The sequence below is a fragment of the Citrobacter sp. UYEF32 genome, from assembly GCF_040546205.1.
Lineage (GTDB): Bacteria > Pseudomonadota > Gammaproteobacteria > Enterobacterales > Enterobacteriaceae > Phytobacter > Phytobacter diazotrophicus.
This window is the reverse complement of record NZ_JBEPNI010000002.1, coordinates 552,748-575,019: the sequence shown is the minus strand read 5'-3', so window position 1 is coordinate 575,019 and position 22,272 is coordinate 552,748. Positions and strand designations below refer to the sequence as shown.

22 protein-coding genes, 1 pseudogene and 1 riboswitch are annotated in these 22,272 nt (G+C 53.9%); of the genes and pseudogenes, 12 read left to right on the top strand and 11 right to left on the bottom strand.

What is annotated here, in order from left to right:
* The first annotated feature begins 7 nt into the window (after window positions 1–7).
* Entirely contained in the window at window positions 8–820 is an 813-nt protein-coding gene (gene minD, locus ABIB59_RS07130; protein ID WP_039079510.1) for a septum site-determining protein MinD, read from the top strand.
* Window positions 821–823: 3 nt separating this feature from the next.
* Entirely contained in the window at window positions 824–1,090 is a 267-nt protein-coding gene (gene minE / locus ABIB59_RS07125; protein ID WP_039079511.1) for a cell division topological specificity factor MinE, read from the top strand.
* 98 nt (window positions 1,091–1,188) lie between these two features.
* Here the strand turns inward: minE and rnd are convergent, their stop codons facing one another.
* The 5 genes from rnd to yoaA all read right to left on the bottom strand — a co-directional run bounded on the left by rnd (window position 1,189) and on the right by yoaA (window position 7,563).
* A complete protein-coding gene (gene rnd, locus ABIB59_RS07120; RefSeq protein WP_103245689.1) occupies window positions 1,189–2,316 on the bottom strand; it encodes a ribonuclease D in 1,128 nt (375 codons plus the stop codon).
* A 71-nt stretch (window positions 2,317–2,387) separates the two neighbouring features.
* Window positions 2,388–4,073: a long-chain-fatty-acid--CoA ligase FadD gene (gene fadD, locus ABIB59_RS07115; protein WP_125125698.1), complete on the bottom strand. Its 1,686-nt coding sequence runs from the start codon at window positions 4,071–4,073 to the stop codon at window positions 2,388–2,390.
* 204 nt (window positions 4,074–4,277) lie between these two features.
* Window positions 4,278–4,859: a Slp family lipoprotein gene (locus tag ABIB59_RS07110; RefSeq protein WP_107223342.1), complete on the bottom strand. Its 582-nt coding sequence runs from the start codon at window positions 4,857–4,859 to the stop codon at window positions 4,278–4,280.
* A 38-nt stretch (window positions 4,860–4,897) separates the two neighbouring features.
* Window positions 4,898–5,593 (bottom strand): tRNA (adenosine(37)-N6)-threonylcarbamoyltransferase complex dimerization subunit type 1 TsaB, encoded by a 696-nt coding sequence (gene tsaB / locus ABIB59_RS07105; RefSeq protein WP_071195216.1) that lies wholly within the window; start codon window positions 5,591–5,593, stop codon window positions 4,898–4,900.
* A gap of 59 nt (window positions 5,594–5,652) precedes the next feature.
* On the bottom strand, window positions 5,653–7,563 hold the full coding sequence (gene yoaA, locus ABIB59_RS07100) for a DNA repair helicase YoaA (RefSeq protein ID WP_039079522.1): 1,911 nt from the start codon (window positions 7,561–7,563) through the stop codon (window positions 5,653–5,655).
* A 110-nt stretch (window positions 7,564–7,673) separates the two neighbouring features.
* Between yoaA and ABIB59_RS07095 the strand changes: the two genes are divergently transcribed.
* Complete coding sequence (locus tag ABIB59_RS07095) at window positions 7,674–8,018, top strand: RidA family protein (RefSeq protein WP_039079523.1); 345 nt, start codon at window positions 7,674–7,676, stop codon at window positions 8,016–8,018.
* Between the two features lie 35 nt (window positions 8,019–8,053).
* On the opposite strand, the gene ABIB59_RS07090 is transcribed toward ABIB59_RS07095, so the two are convergent.
* Entirely contained in the window at window positions 8,054–9,094 is a 1,041-nt protein-coding gene (locus tag ABIB59_RS07090) for a DUF7716 domain-containing protein (RefSeq protein ID WP_354034692.1), read from the bottom strand.
* Between the two features lie 34 nt (window positions 9,095–9,128).
* Complete coding sequence (locus ABIB59_RS07085; RefSeq protein WP_039079524.1) at window positions 9,129–9,314, bottom strand: YoaH family protein; 186 nt, start codon at window positions 9,312–9,314, stop codon at window positions 9,129–9,131.
* An 83-nt stretch (window positions 9,315–9,397) separates the two neighbouring features.
* On the opposite strand from ABIB59_RS07085, the gene pabB reads away from it, so the two are divergent.
* The 4 genes from pabB to pdeD all read left to right on the top strand — a co-directional run bounded on the left by pabB (window position 9,398) and on the right by pdeD (window position 14,615).
* The gene (gene pabB, locus ABIB59_RS07080) at window positions 9,398–10,759 is read left to right on the top strand and encodes an aminodeoxychorismate synthase component 1 (RefSeq protein ID WP_354034690.1); all 1,362 of its coding nucleotides are present in this window, start codon (window positions 9,398–9,400) and stop codon (window positions 10,757–10,759) included.
* 3 nt (window positions 10,760–10,762) lie between these two features.
* On the top strand, window positions 10,763–11,341 hold the full coding sequence (locus ABIB59_RS07075; protein WP_039079526.1) for a CoA pyrophosphatase: 579 nt from the start codon (window positions 10,763–10,765) through the stop codon (window positions 11,339–11,341).
* Between the two features lie 183 nt (window positions 11,342–11,524).
* Window positions 11,525–12,889, top strand: coding sequence for an L-serine ammonia-lyase (gene sdaA / locus ABIB59_RS07070; protein ID WP_354034688.1), 1,365 nt, complete (start codon window positions 11,525–11,527; stop codon window positions 12,887–12,889).
* Window positions 12,890–13,022: 133 nt separating this feature from the next.
* Window positions 13,023–14,615, top strand: coding sequence for a cyclic di-3',5'-guanosine monophosphate phosphodiesterase PdeD (gene pdeD / locus ABIB59_RS07065; protein ID WP_079496710.1), 1,593 nt, complete (start codon window positions 13,023–13,025; stop codon window positions 14,613–14,615).
* A 5-nt stretch (window positions 14,616–14,620) separates the two neighbouring features.
* Here the strand turns inward: pdeD and yoaE are convergent, their stop codons facing one another.
* On the bottom strand, window positions 14,621–16,180 hold the full coding sequence (gene yoaE, locus ABIB59_RS07060; RefSeq protein ID WP_354034685.1) for a CNNM family cation transport protein YoaE: 1,560 nt from the start codon (window positions 16,178–16,180) through the stop codon (window positions 14,621–14,623).
* 442 nt (window positions 16,181–16,622) lie between these two features.
* Here yoaE and manX point away from each other — a divergent pair, with 442 nt between their 5' ends.
* The 5 genes from manX (at window position 16,623) to mntP (ending at window position 20,768) form a co-directional block, all read left to right on the top strand.
* Window positions 16,623–17,582 (top strand): PTS mannose transporter subunit IIAB, encoded by a 960-nt coding sequence (gene manX, locus ABIB59_RS07055; RefSeq protein WP_039079530.1) that lies wholly within the window; start codon window positions 16,623–16,625, stop codon window positions 17,580–17,582.
* 60 nt (window positions 17,583–17,642) lie between these two features.
* Window positions 17,643–18,443: a PTS mannose transporter subunit IIC gene (manY, locus tag ABIB59_RS07050; RefSeq protein ID WP_039079531.1), complete on the top strand. Its 801-nt coding sequence runs from the start codon at window positions 17,643–17,645 to the stop codon at window positions 18,441–18,443.
* Between the two features lie 12 nt (window positions 18,444–18,455).
* Entirely contained in the window at window positions 18,456–19,310 is an 855-nt protein-coding gene (locus ABIB59_RS07045) for a PTS mannose transporter subunit IID (protein WP_039079532.1), read from the top strand.
* 54 nt (window positions 19,311–19,364) lie between these two features.
* The gene (locus ABIB59_RS07040; RefSeq protein ID WP_039079533.1) at window positions 19,365–19,823 is read left to right on the top strand and encodes a DUF986 family protein; all 459 of its coding nucleotides are present in this window, start codon (window positions 19,365–19,367) and stop codon (window positions 19,821–19,823) included.
* A 196-nt stretch (window positions 19,824–20,019) separates the two neighbouring features.
* Window positions 20,020–20,195: riboswitch (yybP-ykoY riboswitch) on the top strand.
* A 6-nt stretch (window positions 20,196–20,201) separates the two neighbouring features.
* Complete coding sequence (gene mntP, locus ABIB59_RS07035) at window positions 20,202–20,768, top strand: manganese efflux pump MntP (protein WP_071195209.1); 567 nt, start codon at window positions 20,202–20,204, stop codon at window positions 20,766–20,768.
* On the opposite strand, the gene rlmA is transcribed toward mntP, so the two are convergent.
* From rlmA to ABIB59_RS07020, 3 genes and pseudogenes are all read right to left on the bottom strand, one after another.
* Window positions 20,765–21,580: a 23S rRNA (guanine(745)-N(1))-methyltransferase gene (rlmA, locus tag ABIB59_RS07030; RefSeq protein ID WP_039079535.1), complete on the bottom strand. Its 816-nt coding sequence runs from the start codon at window positions 21,578–21,580 to the stop codon at window positions 20,765–20,767. The genes mntP and rlmA overlap by 4 nt on opposite strands.
* A gap of 152 nt (window positions 21,581–21,732) precedes the next feature.
* A complete protein-coding gene (gene cspE / locus ABIB59_RS07025; protein WP_001062678.1) occupies window positions 21,733–21,942 on the bottom strand; it encodes a transcription antiterminator/RNA stability regulator CspE in 210 nt (69 codons plus the stop codon).
* Between the two features lie 12 nt (window positions 21,943–21,954).
* Window positions 21,955–22,099: pseudogene (locus ABIB59_RS07020) on the bottom strand (DUF2627 domain-containing protein).
* Between the last annotated feature and the right edge of the window lie 173 nt (window positions 22,100–22,272).

The following is a 22,272-nucleotide window of genomic DNA, read 5'->3' as shown; positions in this document are numbered from 1 at the left end:
AACTCCTATGGCACGCATTATTGTTGTTACTTCGGGTAAAGGGGGCGTGGGTAAGACCACCTCCAGCGCGGCCATCGCAACCGGTTTGGCCCAGAAGGGAAAGAAAACCGTCGTTATTGATTTTGATATCGGACTGCGTAACCTCGACCTCATCATGGGCTGTGAACGTCGCGTCGTGTACGACTTCGTGAACGTCATTCAGGGCGATGCGACGCTGAATCAGGCGCTGATTAAAGATAAACGCACGGAAAATCTTTATATTCTCCCGGCTTCGCAGACGCGCGACAAAGACGCGTTAACGCGTGAAGGCGTTGAGAAGGTGCTTGATGAGCTGCAGAAAATGGAGTTCGACTTTGTTATTTGCGACTCACCGGCGGGGATTGAAACCGGCGCGCTGATGGCACTCTATTTCGCGGATGAAGCGATCATCACCACCAACCCGGAAGTCTCTTCCGTCCGTGACTCTGACCGTATCCTCGGCATCCTGGCGTCCAAATCACGCCGCGCCGAAAACGGCCAGGAACCGATTAAAGAACACCTGTTGTTGACCCGTTACAACCCGGGGCGCGTTAATAAAGGTGATATGCTCAGCATGGAAGACGTGCTGGAGATCCTGCGCATTAAGCTGGTTGGCGTGATCCCCGAAGATCAGTCAGTCCTTCGCGCATCCAACCAGGGGGAACCGGTTATTCTGGATACCACTGCCGATGCAGGCAAAGCGTACGCAGATACCGTTGAACGTCTACTGGGAGAAGATCGTCCTTTCCGCTTCATTGATGAAGAGAAGAAAGGTTTCCTCAAACGCCTGTTCGGAGGATAAGTTATGGCATTACTCGACTTTTTTCTCTCCAGAAAAAAGAACACCGCCAGCATCGCCAAAGAGCGTCTGCAAATTATTGTTGCGGAACGCCGTCGCAGTGACGCTGAACCACATTATTTACCGCAGCTAAAGCGGGATATTCTGGAGGTGATTTGTAAATATGTTCAAATCGATCCGGAAATGGTTTCAGTCCAACTGGAACAACGTGGTGACGATATTTCCATTCTGGAACTCAACGTTACCTTGCCAGAACCAGAAGAGACGAAATAATCCGGCAGTTGATCGCTGCGTCAGGAGTAATAAAAAAGGCAGAAACCCTCTGCCTTTTTCTTTTATTAACACTTAACCCCTGTTTTTATATACAGGGATTAACGCGGATATTCCGTTAATAATGCGTTGAGCCGCTCAGCCATCAATTCCGCACGCCAGCCACTGATTAATTCCGGTAAATTTGTCTGCGGTTTTAATTGCCAGTGCCAGTTAAGTAATTGATTAATTTGCCGACGAGAAGCAATTAATTCTGCGCTCAGTCCTTTGCTTTCGCTAACGTCCTGCACCAGTGCCTTGATAGCTTTAAAGGCTTTGCGATAGCCGGGCATATCCACCAGGTTCAACAGCGGCTCCGGCAGCGCGTCTTCCGGCAGTGCCTGCGCCTGTGCAACCAGAGACAGCAGCGTTTTACCGTGAAAACGGATTTCGCTACCGGAAAGGCCAATGCTGTCGAGCTCACCCATGCTGCCTGGCATATAACGCGCCACGGCCCACAGATTCTCTTCACGAACAACGAAATTGACCGCCAGGTCACGCTCGCGGGCTTTACGCAGACGCCAGTCCGCCAGCAAACGCAGGCATGCCAGTTGGCGGGTACGTAACTGCCAGGCGTTGCTGATGTCACGCCATGCCTCTTCCGGCGCCAGAATTTCGCCACGCCGTTGCATCATCAGGCGGCATTCGTCCAGCGCGGCATTAAGCCACCCTGCTTCTTCGGTTTCAGCCAGCAATTTTCGCGCGATAGGCAGCAGATACCAGACATCGGCCGCCGCATAATCGCACTGACGTGTCGTTAACGGACGCGCCAGCCAGTCAGTGCGCGACTCGCTTTTATCCAGCGCCACACCAGTGTACTGCTCCACCATTGCCGCAAAACCCCAGGAGAGCGCACGCCCGGAGAAGGCCGCGAGAATTTGAGTATCGATCATCGGCTGCGGCATGGCGCCGAAAGCGTTGAGGAAGACTTCGAGGTCTTCACTACCGGCGTGGAGGAATTTTGTTACCTGAGTATTGGTAATCAGATCGCGGAACGGTGCCCAGTCAGTGATGGTTAACGGGTCGATTAACGCCACATTCTCCCCGTCATAAAGCTGGATTAAACCAAGCTGGGGATAATAGGTACGAGTGCGGACAAATTCAGTATCAAGCGCAATAGCATCGGTGCCAGCCGCAGCTTCACACAGCGCTGCCAGCGCCTCGTTCGTCGTGATCATCTGGTAATTCAAATCGTCTTCTCTTTAGTTTGCGCCCACAAAAAACGCCGGATTAACCGGCGTTCTGGCGACTAACGCATAGCTCAGGCTTTATTGTCTACTTTGCCGCGCGCTTCGTCACGCAATTCTCGTCGTAAAATTTTACCGACGTTCGATTTCGGTAGCTCAGCGCGGAATTCCACCCTTTTCGGCACTTTGTAACCCGTTAACTGGCGGCGACAAAACGCGATAAGCGCTTCTTCGGTCAGCGAGTCGTCTTTTTTCACCACGAAAATTTTAACCGCTTCGCCGCTGGCATCGGAAGGCACGCCTACGGCCGCCACTTCCTTAACGCCTTCATGCTGCATTACGACATCTTCAATTTCGTTCGGATAGACGTTAAAGCCGGAGACCAGGATCATGTCTTTTTTGCGATCGACAATACGCATAAAGCCTTCGCCATCCATCACCGCGATATCGCCGGTGTACAACCAGCCATCTTTGATGATTTCATCGGTCGCCGCCGGGCGCTGCCAGTAACCCAGCATGACCTGCGGGCCTTTCACGCACAATTCACCCGGTTCACCCGGTGGAACTTCATTGCCGGCATCGTCCACCAGCTTCACTTCTGTCGACGGGACCGGCAAGCCGATACTGCCACTGTGGTAGTCAATATCATGCGGGTTGACGCTCACCAACGGCGAGCATTCTGTCAGACCGTAGCCTTCCAGCAGGTATTCGCCGGTAAGTTTCACCCAGCGCTCGGCAACGGCCTGCTGTACGGGCATGCCGCCGCCCGCAGAAAGGTGCAGCGAGGAAAAATCGAGTTTGTGGAAATCGTCGTTGTTGAGCAATGCGTTAAACAGGGTGTTTACCCCGGTCATGGCGGTGAAAGGGTATTTCGCCAGCTCTTTCACCAGCCCCGGAATATCGCGCGGGTTGGTAATGAGCAGGTTCTGTCCGCCCAGTTCGATAAACAACAGGCAGTTCATAGTCAGGGCGAAAATGTGGTAGAGCGGCAACGCGGTGACCACCAACTCTTTACCGCGATGCAGCAACGGACCGTAGGTTGCATTCACCTGTTCCAGGTTGGCCAGCATATTGCGGTGCGTCAGCATCGCCCCTTTGGCTACCCCGGTCGTCCCGCCGGTATATTGCAGAAACGCCAGATCGTCGGTCGTGACTTCCGGCTTGATATACTGCAAACGGTAGCCCGCCTGCAGCGCACGGCGAAACGAGATAGCATCCGGGAGATGGTATTTCGGCACCAGGCGCTTCACATATTTAACGACAAAGTTAACCAGCGTGCCCTTCGCCGGAGAGAGCTGATCCCCCATGCGGGTCAGGATCACATGGCGAACCTGCGTCTTGTCGACCACTTTTTCCAGCGTGTGGGCGAAGTTGGAGACAATCACAATGGCGGATGCGCCGCTGTCGTTAAGCTGATGTTCCAGTTCGCGCGGTGTGTACAGCGGGTTGACGTTCACGACTATCATGCCCGCGCGCAGAATACCGAACAGCGCCACCGGATATTGCAGAAGATTCGGCATCATCAGCGCCACACGATCGCCCTTTTGCAACCCTAAGCCCTGTTGCAGGTATGCGGCAAAAGCGCGGCTACGCTCTTCCAGCTTGCGGAAGGTCATCACCTCCCCCATGTTGACGAACGCAGGTTGGTCGGCGTATCGCGCCGTCGCGTGTTCAAAGAGTTCAACCAGGGATTGATAACGATCGGGATTAATATCCGCAGGCACATCGGCGGGATAACGGTTTAGCCAAACCTTCTTCAATGCATCACCTCTAAACTGTGTATTTGTCGTCATCACAACCCCTGTTAATAAACAAGTCGTTAACATTATATTAACTCAGCGTACCAGTTTATTAATTGTTCGAATTGAAGGTTGCGAAGCGCATCACTAATTATTTTTGTTATGGTTTTCAAATAAAGAAACAGCGGACCAGCCGCTGTTTCATTTTTCATGCAGAACAGAGCGTTACTCTGTTACAACACTCTGTTCATAGGCGGGGCCGGGATTATACCAGCCCCAACCGCCGTACCCGCGATGCCACGGGTGTGGCCCCATCATCCACGGATCCATCGGTTGCGGCGGCAGTACGACCTGCTTTGTGATATGCCAGCGTTTATAGCCATCAGCACGGATCACCGCGAATTTATAGGCAGCGCCGCCCACCTGGCCGTCATAGATGCCGGTAATCGGTCCGACGACGGTCACCAGTTGGTTCTGGAAGTCCACCGGGTCGAGGAAACCGTTCACGTCGGCCATAATACGCCCGACAGAGGTTGCGCCCAGGATCGGTCTCGCCCCGTCATCTAACGGCACGGTGGCTATCTCAAGGCGAGTTTTCCCTTGCTGATTCTCGATTTTCACCACTTTGCCGCCGAAACGGGCTTCCTGACCGATATAGAGATTTGGCGCATTCATCACGCGCACCAGATCATCCTGCGGCGTCGGACTGGTTCCTTTGATCGCGTCAGGCACAGAAACACACCCACTTAACGCTGCGGCGACCACACCCACCAGTAACCAGCGCATACCTCTTTTTTGACTCGCCATGATGCGACTCCTTCACTCAGCCTTGTAATTACTGAGATTCATTCCCGGCCTGGAAGTTTCTTCCAGGCCACTTCGTTACGCAAATAAACCGGCTCGGCATGCTCAACGGCAACGGTATGCCCCAGCGAAAGCTGATGGTGCGCGATAGGCAGCATATCTTGTGCTTCCGGCAACGATACGCCGCCGTCTGTCAGCGTCAGGCCGGTATCTTTTGCCATATCCGGCCACGCTTGCCAGCCGGTGCCGACGGTTGCCCACTCGCCGGAGAGCGCGCTGAGGCGCGCGGTCACCGCGTCCGGTTTGAGGACCGCTTCGGTCTCTTCGCCGTGCCAGACGCCGTCGGCATCACGCTGATATTCCGCCCAGTAGACTTCGCCCATACGGGCATCAATGGCTGCCAGCACACGGGTGGCCCCAGATTTACGCCAGGCGCCTTCTGCCATCGTCGCAAGCGTAGAGACGCCAATCATCGGCAACTCCGCGCCCAGCGCCAGCCCTTGTGCAATACCAATACCAATGCGCACGCCGGTAAAGCTCCCCGGACCACGGCCAAAGGCCAGCGCATCCAGTTCAGACAGAGCAACGCCGCCCTCGGTGAGAACATCCTTCACCAGCGGCAGAATACGTTGCGTGTGTTCACGTGGGCAGAGTTCGAAATGAGCAAAGAGGGTTCCGTCGTTGTTCAGCGCGACGGAACAGGCTTCTGTGGCGGTATCAATGGCCAGAATTCGCATGGGTAATCGCAGTCCCGGTAAAACAAAATGGCGCGCATATTAACACAGTCTGCGCCAAATTACTCCGTCACAGAGGCCGCAAGAAAGGCAACCGCGCGGCGAATATCCCGCGTACGCGGTGCGGGCGGCAGGCTTGCGAGGAACACCGCGCCGTAAGGGCGCATCACCAGACGGTTATCGCAAATGACCAGCACGCCCCGGTCATCAACGTCACGAATCAGGCGCCCCACCCCCTGTTTGAGGGTAATCACCGCATCCGGAAGCTGGACTTCATCAAATGGATCGCCACCGCGCAGGCGGCAATCTTCCATCCGGGCTTTGAGCAGCGGATCGTCCGGCGAGGTAAACGGCAGTTTGTCGATAATGACCAGCGACAGCGTGTCGCCACGCACATCCACCCCTTCCCAGAAACTGCTGGTCGCCACCAGCAAGGCATTTCCCGCGGTGATGAATTGCTGCAACAACTGCCCTTTGCTGGTCTCTCCCTGCAGCAAAACGGGCAACGTCATGGTGGCGCGGAACTGCTCAGCGAGATCACGCATCATGGCGTGGGAAGTACAGAGCATAAAGCAGCGACCATTGTTCGCTTCAATGATCGGTTTGAGCATTGCCGCCAGTTGGCGGGCCGCTCCTGGCTGATTCGCCTGCGGCAGGTTTCGTGGCACACAAAGCAGTGTCTGGCGGGCGTAATCGAACGGGCTTGGCAACAGCAGCGTTTGCGCTTCTTCGATGCCGAGCCGCGCAGTAAAGTGGTGCAGATCATCGTTCACCGAGAGCGTTGCCGAGGTAAAAATCCAGCTACCGCTTTTCTGCGCCATCACCTCTTTGAATTTGTCCGCCACGGTGAGCGGCGTCAGCGCCAGGGTAAAATGGCGCGAGGTGCACTCATACCAGTAACTAAAACCGGGCTGATTGATCTCTTTCAGCCGTTTGAGCCGTGCGCGGTACAACGTTGCGCGCTCAAACGCCGCGTCGAGGAGGGCCGAACGTCCAAGCGACAGTTTTGCCACGTCATAACAGAGTTCCAGCGCGTCATCGAGTAGCAGCAACGCCCGCTGGATATGGGCATCGGCCAGCAGTTCTCGCAGGTTGCCGCGATACCCCGGTTCACCCAATTGCAGGCGAAAATCCTGTGCGCTCTGCGCCAGCCTGTCGGCGCATTTTTGCAACTGCTGGGTATCACGTAACTCGGTGCGGTAGGCAATGGTGAAATCTTTGGCTAAATCCAGTAACTGGCGGCTGGAGATAGACTGGCCGAAATACTGGCTGGCGATATCCGGAAGCTGATGCGCTTCATCGAAGATCATCACTTCGGCTTGCGGGATAAGCTCGCCAAAACCGCTCTCTTTCACCACCATGTCTGCCAGGAACAGGTGATGGTTGACCACCACCACATCGGCATCCATCGCTTTTTTGCGCGCTTTTACCACGAAGCAGTCTTTGTACATCGGACAGTCGCTGCCCAGACAGTTGTCATTGGTGCTGGTCACCAGCGGCCAGACGGCAGAATCTTCCGCCACGCTGACACAGGTGCTGATGTCGCCATCTTTGGTCTGATTTGACCAGGAGCGTAATAAAATGACGTCACTGAGGGTTTGCACCGGCAGATCGCCCCCCGCCAGCGCCTGCTGTTCCAGTCGCTCAATGCAGAGGTAGTTTGAACGTCCTTTAAGCAACGCGGTATGGCCGGTGAATTTGAGCGCGTTTGCCACCGTCGGTAAATCACGGCTGTAAAGCTGATCCTGTAGGGCTTTCGATCCCGTTGAGATGATCACTTTTTTGCCGGCGCGCAACGCCGGAGCCAGATAGGCATAAGTTTTCCCGGTCCCGGTGCCCGCCTCTACCACCAGCGGCTGTGTGCGGGCAATTGCGTCACTGACGGCATGGGCCATCTGACGTTGTGGTTCACGGGGTTTAAAACCCGGTATCGCTTTGGCCAACTGACCGTCTGTTGCAAAATCGTCCGTCACACTGCCCCCACACTGGATAAATCGCCAGCGATTATGTCAGGGCATTGGGTTTTGCGCCAGTCTGTGGCAGTCTTGCCCGCAATCATAAGGAAAACCATGAGGAATAAAATATGACCATTACCCGCATTGATGCCGACGCCCGCTGGTCAGACGCGGTTATCCATAACCAGACGCTCTACTACACGGGTGTGCCGGAAAACCTTGATGCCGACGCCTTTGAACAAACCGCCAACACCCTGGCGCAGATTGACGCCGTGCTGGCCAGGCAGGGCAGCGATAAGACGCGCATTCTGGATGCGACAATCTTTCTGGTGGATAAAAGTGATTTCGCGGCGATGAACAAAGCCTGGGACGCGTGGGTTGTCGCCGGTCATGCGCCTGTACGCTGCACCGTTCAGGCCGGGTTGATGAACCCGAAGTACAAAGTCGAAATTAAAATTGTTGCCGCCGTCTGACAGGACGCAATCCGGCGCGCATCCCGCGCCGGAATTTATTCCATATCCAAAAAGTCGTCGTACTCCAGGTAATAGTTGAGTGCGCGGATAATTTCACTGTCGCGGGCGTCAGGCTTTTGCTGGATCGCCAGTTCCACAACGGACTGAAAATGTTCGCCCATACAGGCAAAGTGGTGGTATCGCCCCGTTGCTGCCGCGGCTTCGGCGTCATCGCTGGCAACCACATAAAGCGCATCGCCCGCCTGAAAAGCCCCGTCGTGTGTTGAATACACATCATAGTAGAGCGATTTACCCTGCCCGGCCTTCACGCAGGCAATCAGCGCGTCGATGCCAAGCGCCATATTTAACCGCAGAGTTTCCAGCACCGGGCCCGCAGGCGCAAAGGTAACGCGTGCGCCAGTGGCCTGTAACTCGCGCTCCAGTGGGCGCAAGCGCAGGCGAAAATCCTCACCCACACAAATCGGCGGGCTGGCGACAAAACTCAGCGCATCAGCCAGCGGTAAATTCAGCGCTTTTCTGAGGACCTGAACCACTTTGAGTTTCTGCGGGCCAATATCGGTAATGAGCAGACGCCCCGCCTGCCAGTCCTGCGGATCTACGTCAGGGACGTTATCGTCGTCGCCATCGCCTGCCTGGCGCGCTTCCCGAAGCTCAAGCCAGAATGGACTGTCCGCTTCGGTATGCGCGTCAAGTAACGCCAGCGTGGTCGCCTCATCGGCATGGCATAGTTGACGTAAAAGGAACTGAAAGGCGTGCAAACCGGGTGCGATGCGTTCTGCCTGCCAGCGACCCGCGCCGTGTGCGGCATAATAGACCGGGTAGCCGTCTGCCGCTTCGTTCAAATCGATAAAGAACGGATCGTCCAGGCCATTAAGGGCTATCAAATACCAGCCGGGTTGCCACATCCCGGCGGTGTCAGCCACCAGGCTTTCCCCGGTGACGCCGTGCCAGCGAAAACCGCAATGCCACGCGTGCCATTGCTCTGGCTGTGGGTAGTGAAAAGGAAGCGTGAGATCGCCGGGGATAACGGCCTCGGTGATAAACGCAAGGATCGCATCCGGTACTGTCTCAGGCATCACGTTTTCCATTCACCGCCTCCGCACTCAGGGTTTACTCGTCTTCATCTTCGTCTTCAAAGCGCGCCACAATACGTTCGCCTTTATGGGTGGCGCGTAATTCATCCGCCACCTGCGAGATGGCCTGACCGCTGCTCATGCCCTGTGACATTAATTCCTGAATACGCTCGACGGCTTTTTGCTGCTGTTCGTGGCTGAGGGAAGGTAAACCTGCAAACATCGTGAACTCCTGCTAAATTATTCGCGCTAATTATTTCATGCGCCGTGGCTATGCGCCAGCGATCGCGTAAAGAGCCAGGACTGATGAAGACGTTTTCCCCCGCTGTTATACCGTTACCGTGGCATCCCGATGCCGCAGAGCACTATTTTTCTCTGATACATCATCTGCCGTGGGCGATGATGCTGCACTCTGGTCACGCGGACCATGCCTGCAACCGTTTTGATATTCTGGTCGCCGATCCTCTCTCAACACTTGTCACCCGGGGTGAACAGACTACCATCGCCGATGCGGATGGCGCGCGCGAGTCCACAGAGGATCCGTTTAGTTTGGTGAAGCAGGCCATGGACAAGGCCGGGATCCGCCCACAGGCTAACGACGATCTACCGTTTCAGGGCGGGGCGCTCGGACTGTTCGGTTACGATTTAGGGCGTCGCTTTGAAAAACTGCCCGCATTCGCGCAAAAAGACATTTTGCTGCCGGATATGGCGACAGGAATTTATGACTGGGCCGTGGTGGTGGATCACCATAAACAGCACGTCACGCTGCTGAGCTACCGGGAGCCGCAGACACGTCTGGCCTGGCTTAACGCCCAAACGCCGCCGTCCGTCGTCCCGTTTAGCCTGACCTCCCCCTGGCAGGCAAACATGACGCGCTCTGAATATGGTGAGAAATTTCGTCAGGTACAGGCCTGGCTGCACAGCGGCGATTGTTATCAGGTTAATCTTGCACAGCGTTTTCAGGCGCATTATGTCGGTGATGAATGGCAGGCTTTTTGCCGCCTGAACCGCTCGAATCGCGCTCCGTTCAGTGCTTTTTTACGCCTGGAAGAAGGCGCGATTTTAAGCCTGTCGCCGGAGCGGTTTATTCAGCTTCAGGATGATGTTATCGAGACGCGTCCCATTAAAGGCACGCTCCCGCGCCTGCCTGACCCCCGGGACGATGCGCAACAGGCGCAAAAACTGGCCGCATCAACGAAAGACCGGGCCGAGAATCTGATGATTGTCGACCTGATGCGCAATGATATTGGTCGGGTGGCCGTGCCCGGCTCCGTGCGCGTGCCGACGCTGTTTGCCGTAGAGCCCTTTCCGGCGGTTCACCATCTGGTCAGTACCGTGACAGCAAAGCTGCCTGCCACATTGCATGCCAGTGATGTGCTACGCGCCGCGTTTCCAGGTGGGTCGATTACCGGTGCGCCCAAAATTCGCGCCATGGCGATTATCGATGAACTGGAACCGCAACGGCGTAATGCCTGGTGCGGCAGCATTGGGTACATCAGTTTTTGCGGCGCCATGGATACCAGCATCACCATTCGTACCCTGACGGCGTGGGCGGGGCAAATCTTCTGCTCAGCGGGGGGCGGCATCGTGGCGGACAGCAACGAGGAGGCTGAATATCAGGAAACATTTGATAAAGTTAACCGTATCTTGCAGCAACTGGAGAGCTAAACCGTGGCGCAGCCAAACTTAACCCTCGATGATTTTCTCTCGCGTTTTCAGCTTTTACGCCCCCAGCTACACCCCACCGCCGCAAATGCGCGGCAGGCGGCAGTGCTGGTGCCGGTAGTGCGGCGCGAGCAGCCAGGGTTACTGTTGACACAGCGCTCGCCGCGATTACGAAAACACGCCGGGCAGGTCGCCTTTCCCGGCGGGGCCGTTGATGATACCGATACCTCGCTGATTGCCGCGGCACTGCGCGAAGCGCAAGAAGAGGTCGCCATCCCGCCCGACTCCGTCGAGGTTATCGGTGTGCTACCGCCGGTTGACAGCGTCACCGGGTTTCGCGTGACGCCCGTTGTGGGGATCATTCCCCCTGACCTGCACTACCATGCCAGCGAAGATGAGGTGGCTTCGGTGTTTGAAATGCCGCTTGCCGAGGCGTTACGCCTGGGGCGCTATCACCCGCTGGACATTCATCGTCAGGGCAACGCGCACCGGGTTTGGCTCTCCTGGTATCAGCATTATTTTGTCTGGGGCATGACCGCAGGCATAATTCGTGAGCTGGCGCTGCAGGTGGGGCTTCGCCCTTGACTATACTTAGCACGAAGCATTTTTAAGACAGCGGAATGTGGCCGCGCGCTATTAGTAAAATCGAGGTCAGGCATTAGTTTAATTCATGTGAATAATTAAGCTGCCTGCACGCTTCCCTCTTACACTATGCGCAGTTATTACATCGTTACTGGAACCCCCGGTAACCCTGTCAGGAGTGTTAATGTGATTAGTATATTCGACATGTTTAAGGTGGGTATTGGTCCCTCTTCCTCCCACACTGTTGGCCCGATGAAAGCCGGGAAACAGTTCGTCGATGACCTGGTCGAAAAAGGATTACTGGAAAGCGTTACCCGCGTCGCGGTGGACGTTTATGGCTCACTGTCGCTGACAGGTAAAGGCCACCATACCGATATCGCCATTATTATGGGTCTGGCTGGCAATGAGCCGGCCACGGTAGACATTGATTCCATCCCTGCGTTTATTCGCGATGTGGAAAACCGGGGCCGCCTGTTGCTGGCGCAGGGCCGCCGGGAAGTCGATTTCCCGCAGGATAACGGCATGCGTTTTCACAGCGACAACCTGCCGCTGCACGAAAATGCCATGAGCATCCACGCGTGGAATGGTGAGCGCGAAGTCTACAGCAAGACCTATTACTCCATCGGTGGCGGTTTTATTGTCGATGAAGAGCATTTTGGTAAAGAAGTGCTCAACGAAGTGACCGTTCCCTACCCGTTCAAATCCGCCAGCGATATGCTGAATTATTGCAAAGAGACCGGCCTGTCACTCTCTGGCATGGTGATGCAAAACGAACTCGCGCTGCATAGCAAGCAGGAGATCGAAGCGTACTTTGGTCATGTCTGGGCGACCATGCGTGCCTGTATCGATCGCGGGATGAATACAGAAGGCGTGCTGCCTGGCCCACTGCGCGTCCCGCGTCGCGCCTCGGCGCTGCGCCGTATGCTGGTCGCCAGCGATAAATTATCCAGTGATCCAATGAATGTTATCGATTGGGTCAATATGTTCGCGCTGGCAGTGAATGAAGAGAACGCTGCCGGTGGGCGTGTGGTGACAGCGCCGACAAACGGTGCCTGTGGTATTGTCCCGGCAGTGCTGGCTTACTATGACCACTTTATCGAATCCGTCAGCCCGGACATTTATATCCGCTATTTCCTTGCCGCTGGCGCGATTGGCGCACTGTACAAAATGAACGCATCGATTTCCGGTGCCGAAGTGGGTTGCCAGGGTGAAGTGGGTGTCGCCTGCTCAATGGCGGCGGCGGGCCTTGCGGAGTTACTGGGCGCCAGCCCGGAACAGGTGTGCGTGGCGGCGGAAATCGGCATGGAGCATAACCTTGGCCTCACCTGCGATCCGGTAGCCGGTCAGGTACAGGTGCCCTGCATTGAGCGTAATGCTATCGCCTCCGTCAAAGCCATTAATGCCTCCCGTATGGCCATGCGCCGTACCAGCGCCCCCCGAGTCTCACTGGATAAGGTTATCGAAACCATGTACGAGACCGGCAAAGATATGAACGCTAAGTATCGTGAAACCTCTCGTGGCGGCCTCGCCATTAAGGTTCAGTGCGACTAATACTCTTTTCCAGCCCTTCTACGACGGAAGGGCTAAATTCCGTGCCTTTTCTCATCGCATTCCCGCTTTCCCAACTACACTTTCTTTGTTCTGGCGGAAATTCCAGGCCAGTGGCTTTTAAGGCGGTCACGGCATGCAAACAGCACAGAGAATTATTAAAAGCTATCTGCGCAAGCGCTTAGCAATTTGCGTAGCCCTGGCAATGGTGACGCTCATTTCCACTCTCGCCATTCTCTTTATTTCGGAGCGCAATATTAATCAGCAGAAAATTGTCGCTTTCACCGCACATGCTGTTGAATCATTCGATAAATTACTCTTACCTCTTGAACACAAACGTGACGTGATTCTGCCCCTCGTCGGGACATCTTGCGCCAATGCTCACCTGCAATTGCGCACTCAGGCCGCCAGTTTGCAGACCGTGCGTGACATCGGGCTTATAAAAGACGGGATTCTGTACTGCTCGAGCATTTTTGGTTATCGGGATGTGCCCATTAAGCAACTGCAACCCGCGTTACCGTCGACGAAACCAGTCATGATGCTTTCCACCGATCAGTCGCTTTTAAAAAACAGCCCGGTGATGATCATGTGGTATCCCGCCGCCACCGACGGTCAGAGCGGCATTATCGAGGTTGTTAATATCGATTTGCTGACCAATTTAATGCTGGAACCTGATGAGCCCTTGATTACGTCCGCCAGCCTGAGCATGAATGACCGTCATCTGACCTATGGTAGCGGCGTCAGTAATCGTCTGCCGGAGCTGAATAATGAAGAGCGTTATCAACAGGAATCAGAACATTTTCCCTTTATCGTCAGCGTGACCGGGCCGGGAGCAGGCGCACTGGCATGGCGTCATTTGCCGTCGCAATTACCGCTGGGGCTGCTGCTGAGTTTACTGATTGGTTATATTGCCTGGTTGGCCACGGCCAGCCGTATGAGCTTTTCCGGCGAGATCAATCTGGGCCTTGCCGCACGGGAATTTGAGCTATTTTGCCAGCCGCTTCTGGAGGCGAACAATAACACCTGTATTGGCGTCGAAATACTGCTGCGCTGGAACAACCCTCGTCAGGGCTGGATCCCTCCCGATGTTTTTATTCCCATCGCTGAACAGCACAATTTAATCGCCCCACTGACACGCTATGTGATGGCGGAAACCCAGCGCCAGCTTGGGCTTTTTCCGGCGGACAGTACATTTCAGATTGGTATCAATGTCGCGCCGAGCCACTTGCGCCATGGCATGTTGCTCCAGGATCTTAATCGCCTCTGGTATCACGCGAACCCGGTGCAACAATTAACCATAGAGCTTACCGAGCGCGATGCGCTGCATGACGTGGATTACCGTATGGTGCGCGAGCTTCATCGCAGGGGAGCTAAAATCGCTATTGACGATTTCGGTACGGGCAACAGTTCACTGTCATGGCTGGAGAGACTGCGCCCGGATGTCTTAAAAATTGATAAGTCCTTCACCATGGCTATTGGTACGGATGCGGTGAACTCGACGGTGACAGATATGATTATCGCCCTGGGGCAACGTCTGAATATTGAACTGGTGGCGGAAGGGGTAGAAAACCCCCGTCAGGCGCAGCATCTGCGGCAACGGGGGGTGCATATATTGCAAGGATTTCTGTACGCGAAGCCTATGCCAATTAAAGAGTTTCCGCGTTGGCTGGCAGGGTGGACTTCCCCGCCAGCACGGCGTAAAGGGCTAATGATGCCGCTTATGCCATAGGGAAATTACTCTTCTTCGTCGTGAAGCGGTCGCTCTTTAACAACACGTACCAGGTCGACGCGATAGTCATTGGCTTCGATAACGCTGATATGCAGAGGCGCAAGCTCCAGCGTGTCACCCGGACGGGGGATCTGACCATTAATGGCGATCACCAGGCCCGCAACGGTGGCGATATCCTCGTTTTCGTTAACCAAAGTGTCCAGGCCCAGAGTATGCTGCAGAGCATGCAAATCGGTGGCGCCTTTAACCAGCCAGCCATCGCCGTCAGCGACGATTTCCGGCGTTTCGTCAGCATCCGGGAACTCACCAGCAATCGCCTCCAGCACATCCAGCGGTGTTACCAGCCCCTGTACCACGCCAAATTCGTTGGTGACGATAACGAAGCTGCCACGGGCACGGCGCAATACGGCCAGCAGTTTTATCGGGTCCAGCGTTTCCGGCACGACGATCGCGGGCGAGGCCGACGCCATTGCTGCAACGTCCGTTCCCTCTTCCAGCGCCACCAGCATCTCTTTCGCGCGAACAATACCCAGCACCTCATCCAGTTCCCCACGACAGACCGGGAACAGGCTGTGCGGTGAGGAAAGAAGCTGCTGGCGGATCTCTTCCACACTCAGGTTAGCGTCGACCCAACTGATTTCACCGCGCGGCGTCATGATGCTACGCAACGAGCGGGAAGCCAGCGTTAATACGCCATTGATCATGTAACGTTCTTCTTCGGCAAACGCGCCTTCCGGCACCGATACCGGCGACTGACTGTCTGTATCCTGCGTCTGACTGGCCTGACGTTTGCCGCCCATCAGCCGCAAAATCGCATCGGCGGTACGCGCACGCAGCGGCAGCGTTGACTGATGACGAAGAAAGTTGCGACGGGCAATCTGGTTGAACAGCTCGATAATGATTGAAAAACCAATCGCCGCGTACAGGTAGCCTTTCGGAATATGGAAACCAAAACCTTCCGCGACCAGGCTCAGACCAATCATCAGCAGGAAGCTCAGACAGAGCACCACCACCGTGGGATGCTGGTTGACGAAGCGGGTCAGCGGTTTGGATGCCAGCAGCATCACCGCCATGGCAATGATCACGGCTGCCATCATGACCGGCAGATGGTTCACCATCCCGACCGCTGTGATCACCGCATCAAGCGAGAAGACAGCATCAAGAATAACAATCTGTACTACTACCACCCAGAAACTGGCATATCCTTTACCCTGTCCTTCGTCGTGTTGACGATTCTCCAGCCTTTCATGTAGCTCGGTCGTCGCTTTAAAGAGCAGGAATATCCCCCCGAGCAGCATGATCAAATCACGGCCAGAGAAGGTGAAATCCATGACGGAGAAGAGCGGTTTTGTCAGCGTGACCATCCAGGAGATCAGAGACAACAGGCCTAAACGCATCACCAGCGCCAGAGAGAGGCCAATCAGGCGCGCTTTATCTCGTTGCTTTGGCGGCAATTTATCGGCGAGGATGGCGATAAATACCAGGTTATCAATACCAAGAACAATTTCCAGAACAACAAGTGTCAACAACCCCGCCCATATTGAGGGGTCCATTAAGAATTCCATGGCAAGCTCCTGCTAAAGGCATGATGAGTCCGCGCGTAGGGGGGCGCAGGCATGATGACAACAAGGGGGTTCAAGGTTAAAGAATGGCTGGCGCAAACAGGCCAAAGGGGGAACTGGCGTCGGTGACGGTCCATACGGCGGGCTGATGCCCTGTACTCCTGATAATGTAAACGGATGTTAAACATATCAGAGAGACTTTGGGTTTTGCAAAGATTTACCTGAATTTGCATTTTGAGAGATATTTTTCGCTCCGAAATTTCCCGTACGCTAAAGCTAAATTACGGATGTTCATCACATAAATTATTTTTTCACTATCTAAAATAATTCCCGGAAGTCTTAGTTTTTTCTTTCTAAGCCCTGTCTGAATCGATTCGGGCTGTCAGAGAGATTCAGAACGCATCAGTTAATGATGTGTTAACGACAAAAACGAAGGAGGTAGCAAGTGACCATTGCTATTGTGATAGGCACACATGGTTGGGCTGCGGAACAGTTACTCAAAACCGCCGAAATGCTATTGGGCGAGCAAGAGAACGTCGGCTGGATCGATTTCGTTCCCGGTGAAAACGCCGAGACGTTAATCGAGAAATACAACGCGCAGTTGGAAAAGCTCGATACACATCAGGGCGTGCTATTTCTCGTTGATACATGGGGTGGTAGCCCGTTCAATGCTGCCAGCCGCATTGTCGTCGATAAAGAGCATTATGAAGTGGTGGCTGGCGTCAATATTCCTATGCTCGTGGAAACACTGATGGCGCGAGACGACAACCCAACCTTTGATGAACTGGTAGCTGTCGCGGTGGAAACAGGACGCGAAGGCGTGAAAGCGCTGAAAGCCAAACCTGTGGAAAAACCGACGCCCGTTGCGCCCCCTAAACCTGCGGCTCCAGTAAAACCGATGGGACCGAATGACTATATGGTCATTGGTCTTGCCCGTATTGATGACCGCTTGATCCATGGTCAGGTCGCAACACGCTGGACCAAAGAAACAAACGTGACGCGCATTATCGTCGTCAGTGATGAAGTTGCAGCCGATAACGTACGTAAGACGCTGCTCACACAGGTTGCGCCTCCCGGGGTGACGGCGCACGTGGTGGACGTTGCCAAGATGATCCGTGTTTACAACAACCCGAAATACGCGGGTGAGCGGGTGATGCTGTTGTTTACCAACCCAACTGACGTACTGCGCATTGTTGAAGAGGGTGTGAAAATCACCACCGTCAATATCGGCGGTATGGCCTATCGGCAGGGGAAAACTCAGGTGAACAACGCGGTTTCGGTGGATGAAAAAGACATTGCGGCCTTCAAAAAGCTCAACGAACGCAATATCGAGCTGGAAGTTCGCAAAGTTTCTAACGACCCGAAACTGAAAATGATGGATTTGATCAATAAGGTCGCGAAGTAACCGCGCCGGGTTGGTTGACTCAGTTTCACACTTACGTTTGTTTAGCATAGGAGAAGTACAATGGAGATTACCACTCTTCAGATTGTGCTGGTGTTCGTCGTCGCGTGTATTGCCGGTATGGAATCGGTACTCGATGAATTTCAGTTTCACCGTCCGTTAGTGGCCTGTACGCTGGTGGGTATCGTCCTGGGGGATATGAAAACCGGTATTATCATCGGCGGTACCCTGGAGATGATTGCGCTGGGCTGGATGAACATCGGTGCGGCGGTCGCGCCCGATGCCGCGCTCGCCTCTATTATCTCAACCGTCCTGGTTATCGCGGGTCATCAAAGTATCGGCGCCGGTATCGCGCTGGCTATCCCACTGGCAGCAGCAGGCCAGGTACTGACCATTATTGTGCGTACCATCACCGTGGCCTTCCAGCACGCGGCGGATAAGGCGGCAAACAACGGCAACCTCACGGCGTTGTCCTGGATCCATGTCTCGTCCCTGTTCCTTCAGGCCATGCGTATCGCTATCCCGGCCGTTATCGTTGCTATCTCCGTCGGGACCAGTGAAGTTCAGGGTATGCTGAACGCCATTCCGGAAGTCGTAACCAGTGGTCTGAACATCGCTGGCGGCATGATCGTGGTGGTTGGTTATGCGATGGTTATCAATATGATGCGCGCAGGCTACCTGATGCCGTTCTTCTACCTTGGTTTCGTGACGGCGGCGTTTACTAACTTCAACCTCGTTGCGCTGGGTGTGATTGGTGCCGTGATGGCCATCCTTTATATCCAACTGAGCCCGAAATATAACCGCTCTGCTGGCGGGCCTGCACAGGCTGCTGGTAATAACGATCTCGATAACGAACTGGACTAACAGGTGAGCGAAATGGTTGATATGACGACTAAAACTACCACTGAGAAAAAACTCACTCCGGGTGATATTCGTGGCGTGTTCATCCGTTCTAACCTGTTTCAGGGTTCATGGAACTTCGAACGTATGCAGGCGCTGGGTTTCTGCTTCTCGATGGTACCGGCTATCAGACGCCTGTATCCGGAGAACAACGACGCGCGTAAACAAGCTATCAAGCGTCACCTGGAATTCTTTAACACCCATCCTTATGTTGCAGCGCCGGTACTGGGTGTAACGCTGGCGATGGAAGAACAGCGTGCGAACGGGGCTGAGATTGACGATGGTGCCATCAACGGTATCAAAGTGGGTCTGATGGGGCCGCTGGCGGGCGTGGGTGACCCCATTTTCTGGGGTACCGTACGTCCGGTATTCGCAGCGCTTGGCGCGGGTATTGCCATGAGCGGCAGCCTGCTTGGGCCACTGTTGTTCTTCTTCCTGTTTAACCTGGTGCGCCTGGCAACCCGCTATTACGGTGTAGCCTATGGTTATCGTAAGGGTATTGATATTGTTCAGGATATGGGCGGCGGCTTCCTGCAGAAACTGACAGAAGGGGCATCCATTCTCGGCCTCTTTGTTATGGGGGCACTGGTTAATAAATGGACACACGTTAACATTCCGCTGGTGGTCTCGCGTATTACCGACCAGACAGGTAAACAAAACGTCACGACAGTGCAAACCATCCTTGATCAGTTGATGCCAGGTCTGGTTCCGCTACTGCTGACTTTCGCCTGTATGTGGCTGTTACGTAAGAAAGTGAACCCGCTGTGGATCATCGTTGGCTTCTTCGTCATCGGGATCGTTGGGTATGCGGTTGGCCTGTTAGGTCTGTAATCCGTTGTGTTATAACCGGGGCCTTGCCCCGGTTTTTTATTATCAGGAGGAACCATGACGCTCACGGACAGCATACTGATGTTGTTTATCGCCGCCCTGCTGGCATTTGCCATTTACGATGAACTTATCCTGCCCCGCCGTCACGGCGATACCCTGCTTGCCCTCCCCTTGCTGCGTCGCAGCCGTGTTGATGCGGCTATTTTTGTTGGCCTGTTGGTTATCCTTATTTACAACAATGTCACAAATAACGGTACGCCATTAACCACATGGTTATTATCCGCGCTGGCATTATTAGCCATTTATCTTTTTTGGATTCGTACACCGAAGATCATCTTCAAATCGCGGGGGTTTTTCTTTTCCAGCGTATGGATAGAATATAACCGAATTAAGGAGATGAACTTATCCGAGGATGGCGTGCTGGTGATGCAATTAGAACAAAGGCGCTTGCTTATTCGGGTAAAAAATATTGATGACCTGGAAAGGATATATAACTTAATGATTAAAATTCAATAAGTTAAATGTAATCACCTACATCCACAATGTATATTAAATAAGCACACTTATAGCCTTTGCTATATTTCCCACGGGAAAGTGCTTAATCTTTTTAACGTTATATTCACCTATAAATCTAAATGTTAATCGTTATCAATTGGTAAATGGATTAATAATTCTCTGTTGTTGTTTTATATTCTCAAAATATGTTAATGTTGCGCCCGTCGTTGGGGAGTAGCCGATTTCCATTTGCTGGAAATGTACGTGTCAACATACTCGTTGCAAAACGTGGCACGTACGGACTGAGAGTTATCCAGTCAGGCGAGACCATTGACACATCAACTGCTGTTTACTGGGGGCAGTGGTGTGTTATATGGAACTCCCGGTCAGGACGCTTGCATGAATTTATCCGCCACAATTCTTCTCGCCTTTGGCATGTCGATGGATGCCTTCGCTGCATCAATCGGTAAAGGGGCGACCCTGCATAAACCCAAATTCTCCGAAGCCCTCCGCACTGGCCTGATTTTTGGCGTTATTGAAACGCTGACGCCGCTTATTGGCTGGGGTCTGGGGATGCTTGCCAGCCAGTTTGTTCTGGAGTGGAATCACTGGATTGCCTTCATCTTACTGATGTTCCTTGGCGGCAGAATGGTGCTGGAAGGTTTTCGCGCAGAGACGGATGACGCAGGGGAAGCGCCGCATCGCCACGGTTTCTGGTTGTTGGTCACTACCGCGATTGCGACCAGTCTTGATGCGATGGCCGTAGGGGTGGGTCTGGCATTCTTGCAGGTGAATATTCTGACGACCGCGCTGGCGATTGGTTGCGCCACACTGGTGATGTCCACACTCGGCATGATGATTGGTCGGTATATTGGCCCGCTGCTGGGCAAGCGGGCAGAAATTCTTGGCGGTATCGTTCTTATCGGGATCGGTATTGAGATCCTCTGGTCACACTTCGCGCCTTAATCGACGCGCTGCAGACAATGCAGGGTAAAATCGGTCTGACAGTTAAAGCGCGCTTTCGCTGCCAGTGTCTCCCGGACATCCGGTTTTGCCCGCCACGCAAAGGGAGTCATTTGCAGTAACGCGACGGCCTCGGCACCGGTTAATTCCATCTGATAGCTCAGTGATTGCTGCTCTACGACGCGAAACCCTTCTATCTCGCCATTATCAGGCGCATGTAACTGCACTTCGCGGTAAATTAACTCTTTCAGCTCCATCAAGTGGCGTGGCCCAGGCGCTGCGGTAATGACCCATCCCCCCGGTTTTACCACACGTACCAGTTCTTCTGCTTTGCAGGGTGCGTAAATGCGTACGACAGCGTCAATGCTGTCATTCTGGAAAGGCAGGCGATGGCTGGAGGCAACGCAAAACATCACCTCAGGGTAACGTTTCGCGGCTGCCCGAATGGCGGCTTTTGAAACATCGAGGCCAAACGTCCGGGCCTCTTTACGCTGCGCGACCTCAGCAAAGGACTGAGTGTAGTACCCTTCCCCACAGCCAATATCCAGTATCGCCTCTGCCTGCGCAGGGAGGCGCGTCTGTAACTGTAAAGCGATCGCATCGCGCAGCGGCTGGTAGTGTCCGGCATCAAGAAACGCACGGCGCGCCTGCATCATTTCCGCACTGTCACCCGGATCCCGCGAACGCTTATGCTGCACGGGCAGTAAGTTGACGTACCCTTCTTTCGCGATGTCGAACTGATGACGTTGTGGACAGGAAAAGCTATGTTCGGAACGCGTCAAGGGGGCGTGACAAAGTGGGCAACTGAAGGGCATGGCAACTCCGGGACTCTTTAAAGGACGCAAGTTTACCGCCATTCGGCGCATCGGGGAATGCGAAGCCAGAAATTAAAAAGCCCCGCACGGTGGCGAGGCTTTTCGCTGACATTGATACGCCAGTGGCGTCTCAAGTACCAGTGGTTTTGAAATTAGATAGCAGTTACGTTAACAGCTGCCGGGCCTTTCTGGCCGTCCTGAATTTCAAACTCAACGTTCTGGCCTTCGGCCAGAGTTTTGAAGCCGTTACCCTGGATTGCAGAGAAGTGTACGAACACATCTTTGCTGCCATCAGCAGGAGTAATGAAACCAAAACCTTTGGACTCGTTGAACCACTTAACTTGACCTTTAATCTTTGCCATTTGCAATATTCCTTAATGTATATACTTCGCCCGTAGGCATTAACTGAGATAAAACTGAGACATTACTGCTTGAGGCACTAATATAAGGTTCGGCAGAGAAGCGGTATTCAACGATAACGTGTTTACTCAGGACTTCTTTACTGAAAATGCCACACATAAACAGAACTGTACCTCGTTTGACCCAAAACGTGTTATCACACACAACGTAAATTATGGCAAGCCATTTTTAAAAAGGCCTGGATCCGTCGCACAAATTCTAAGGTTATCAATACAACCGATGCACATTTATGCATACAAGATAACCTCGTAACGACAGGCAGCCCGCCTTCT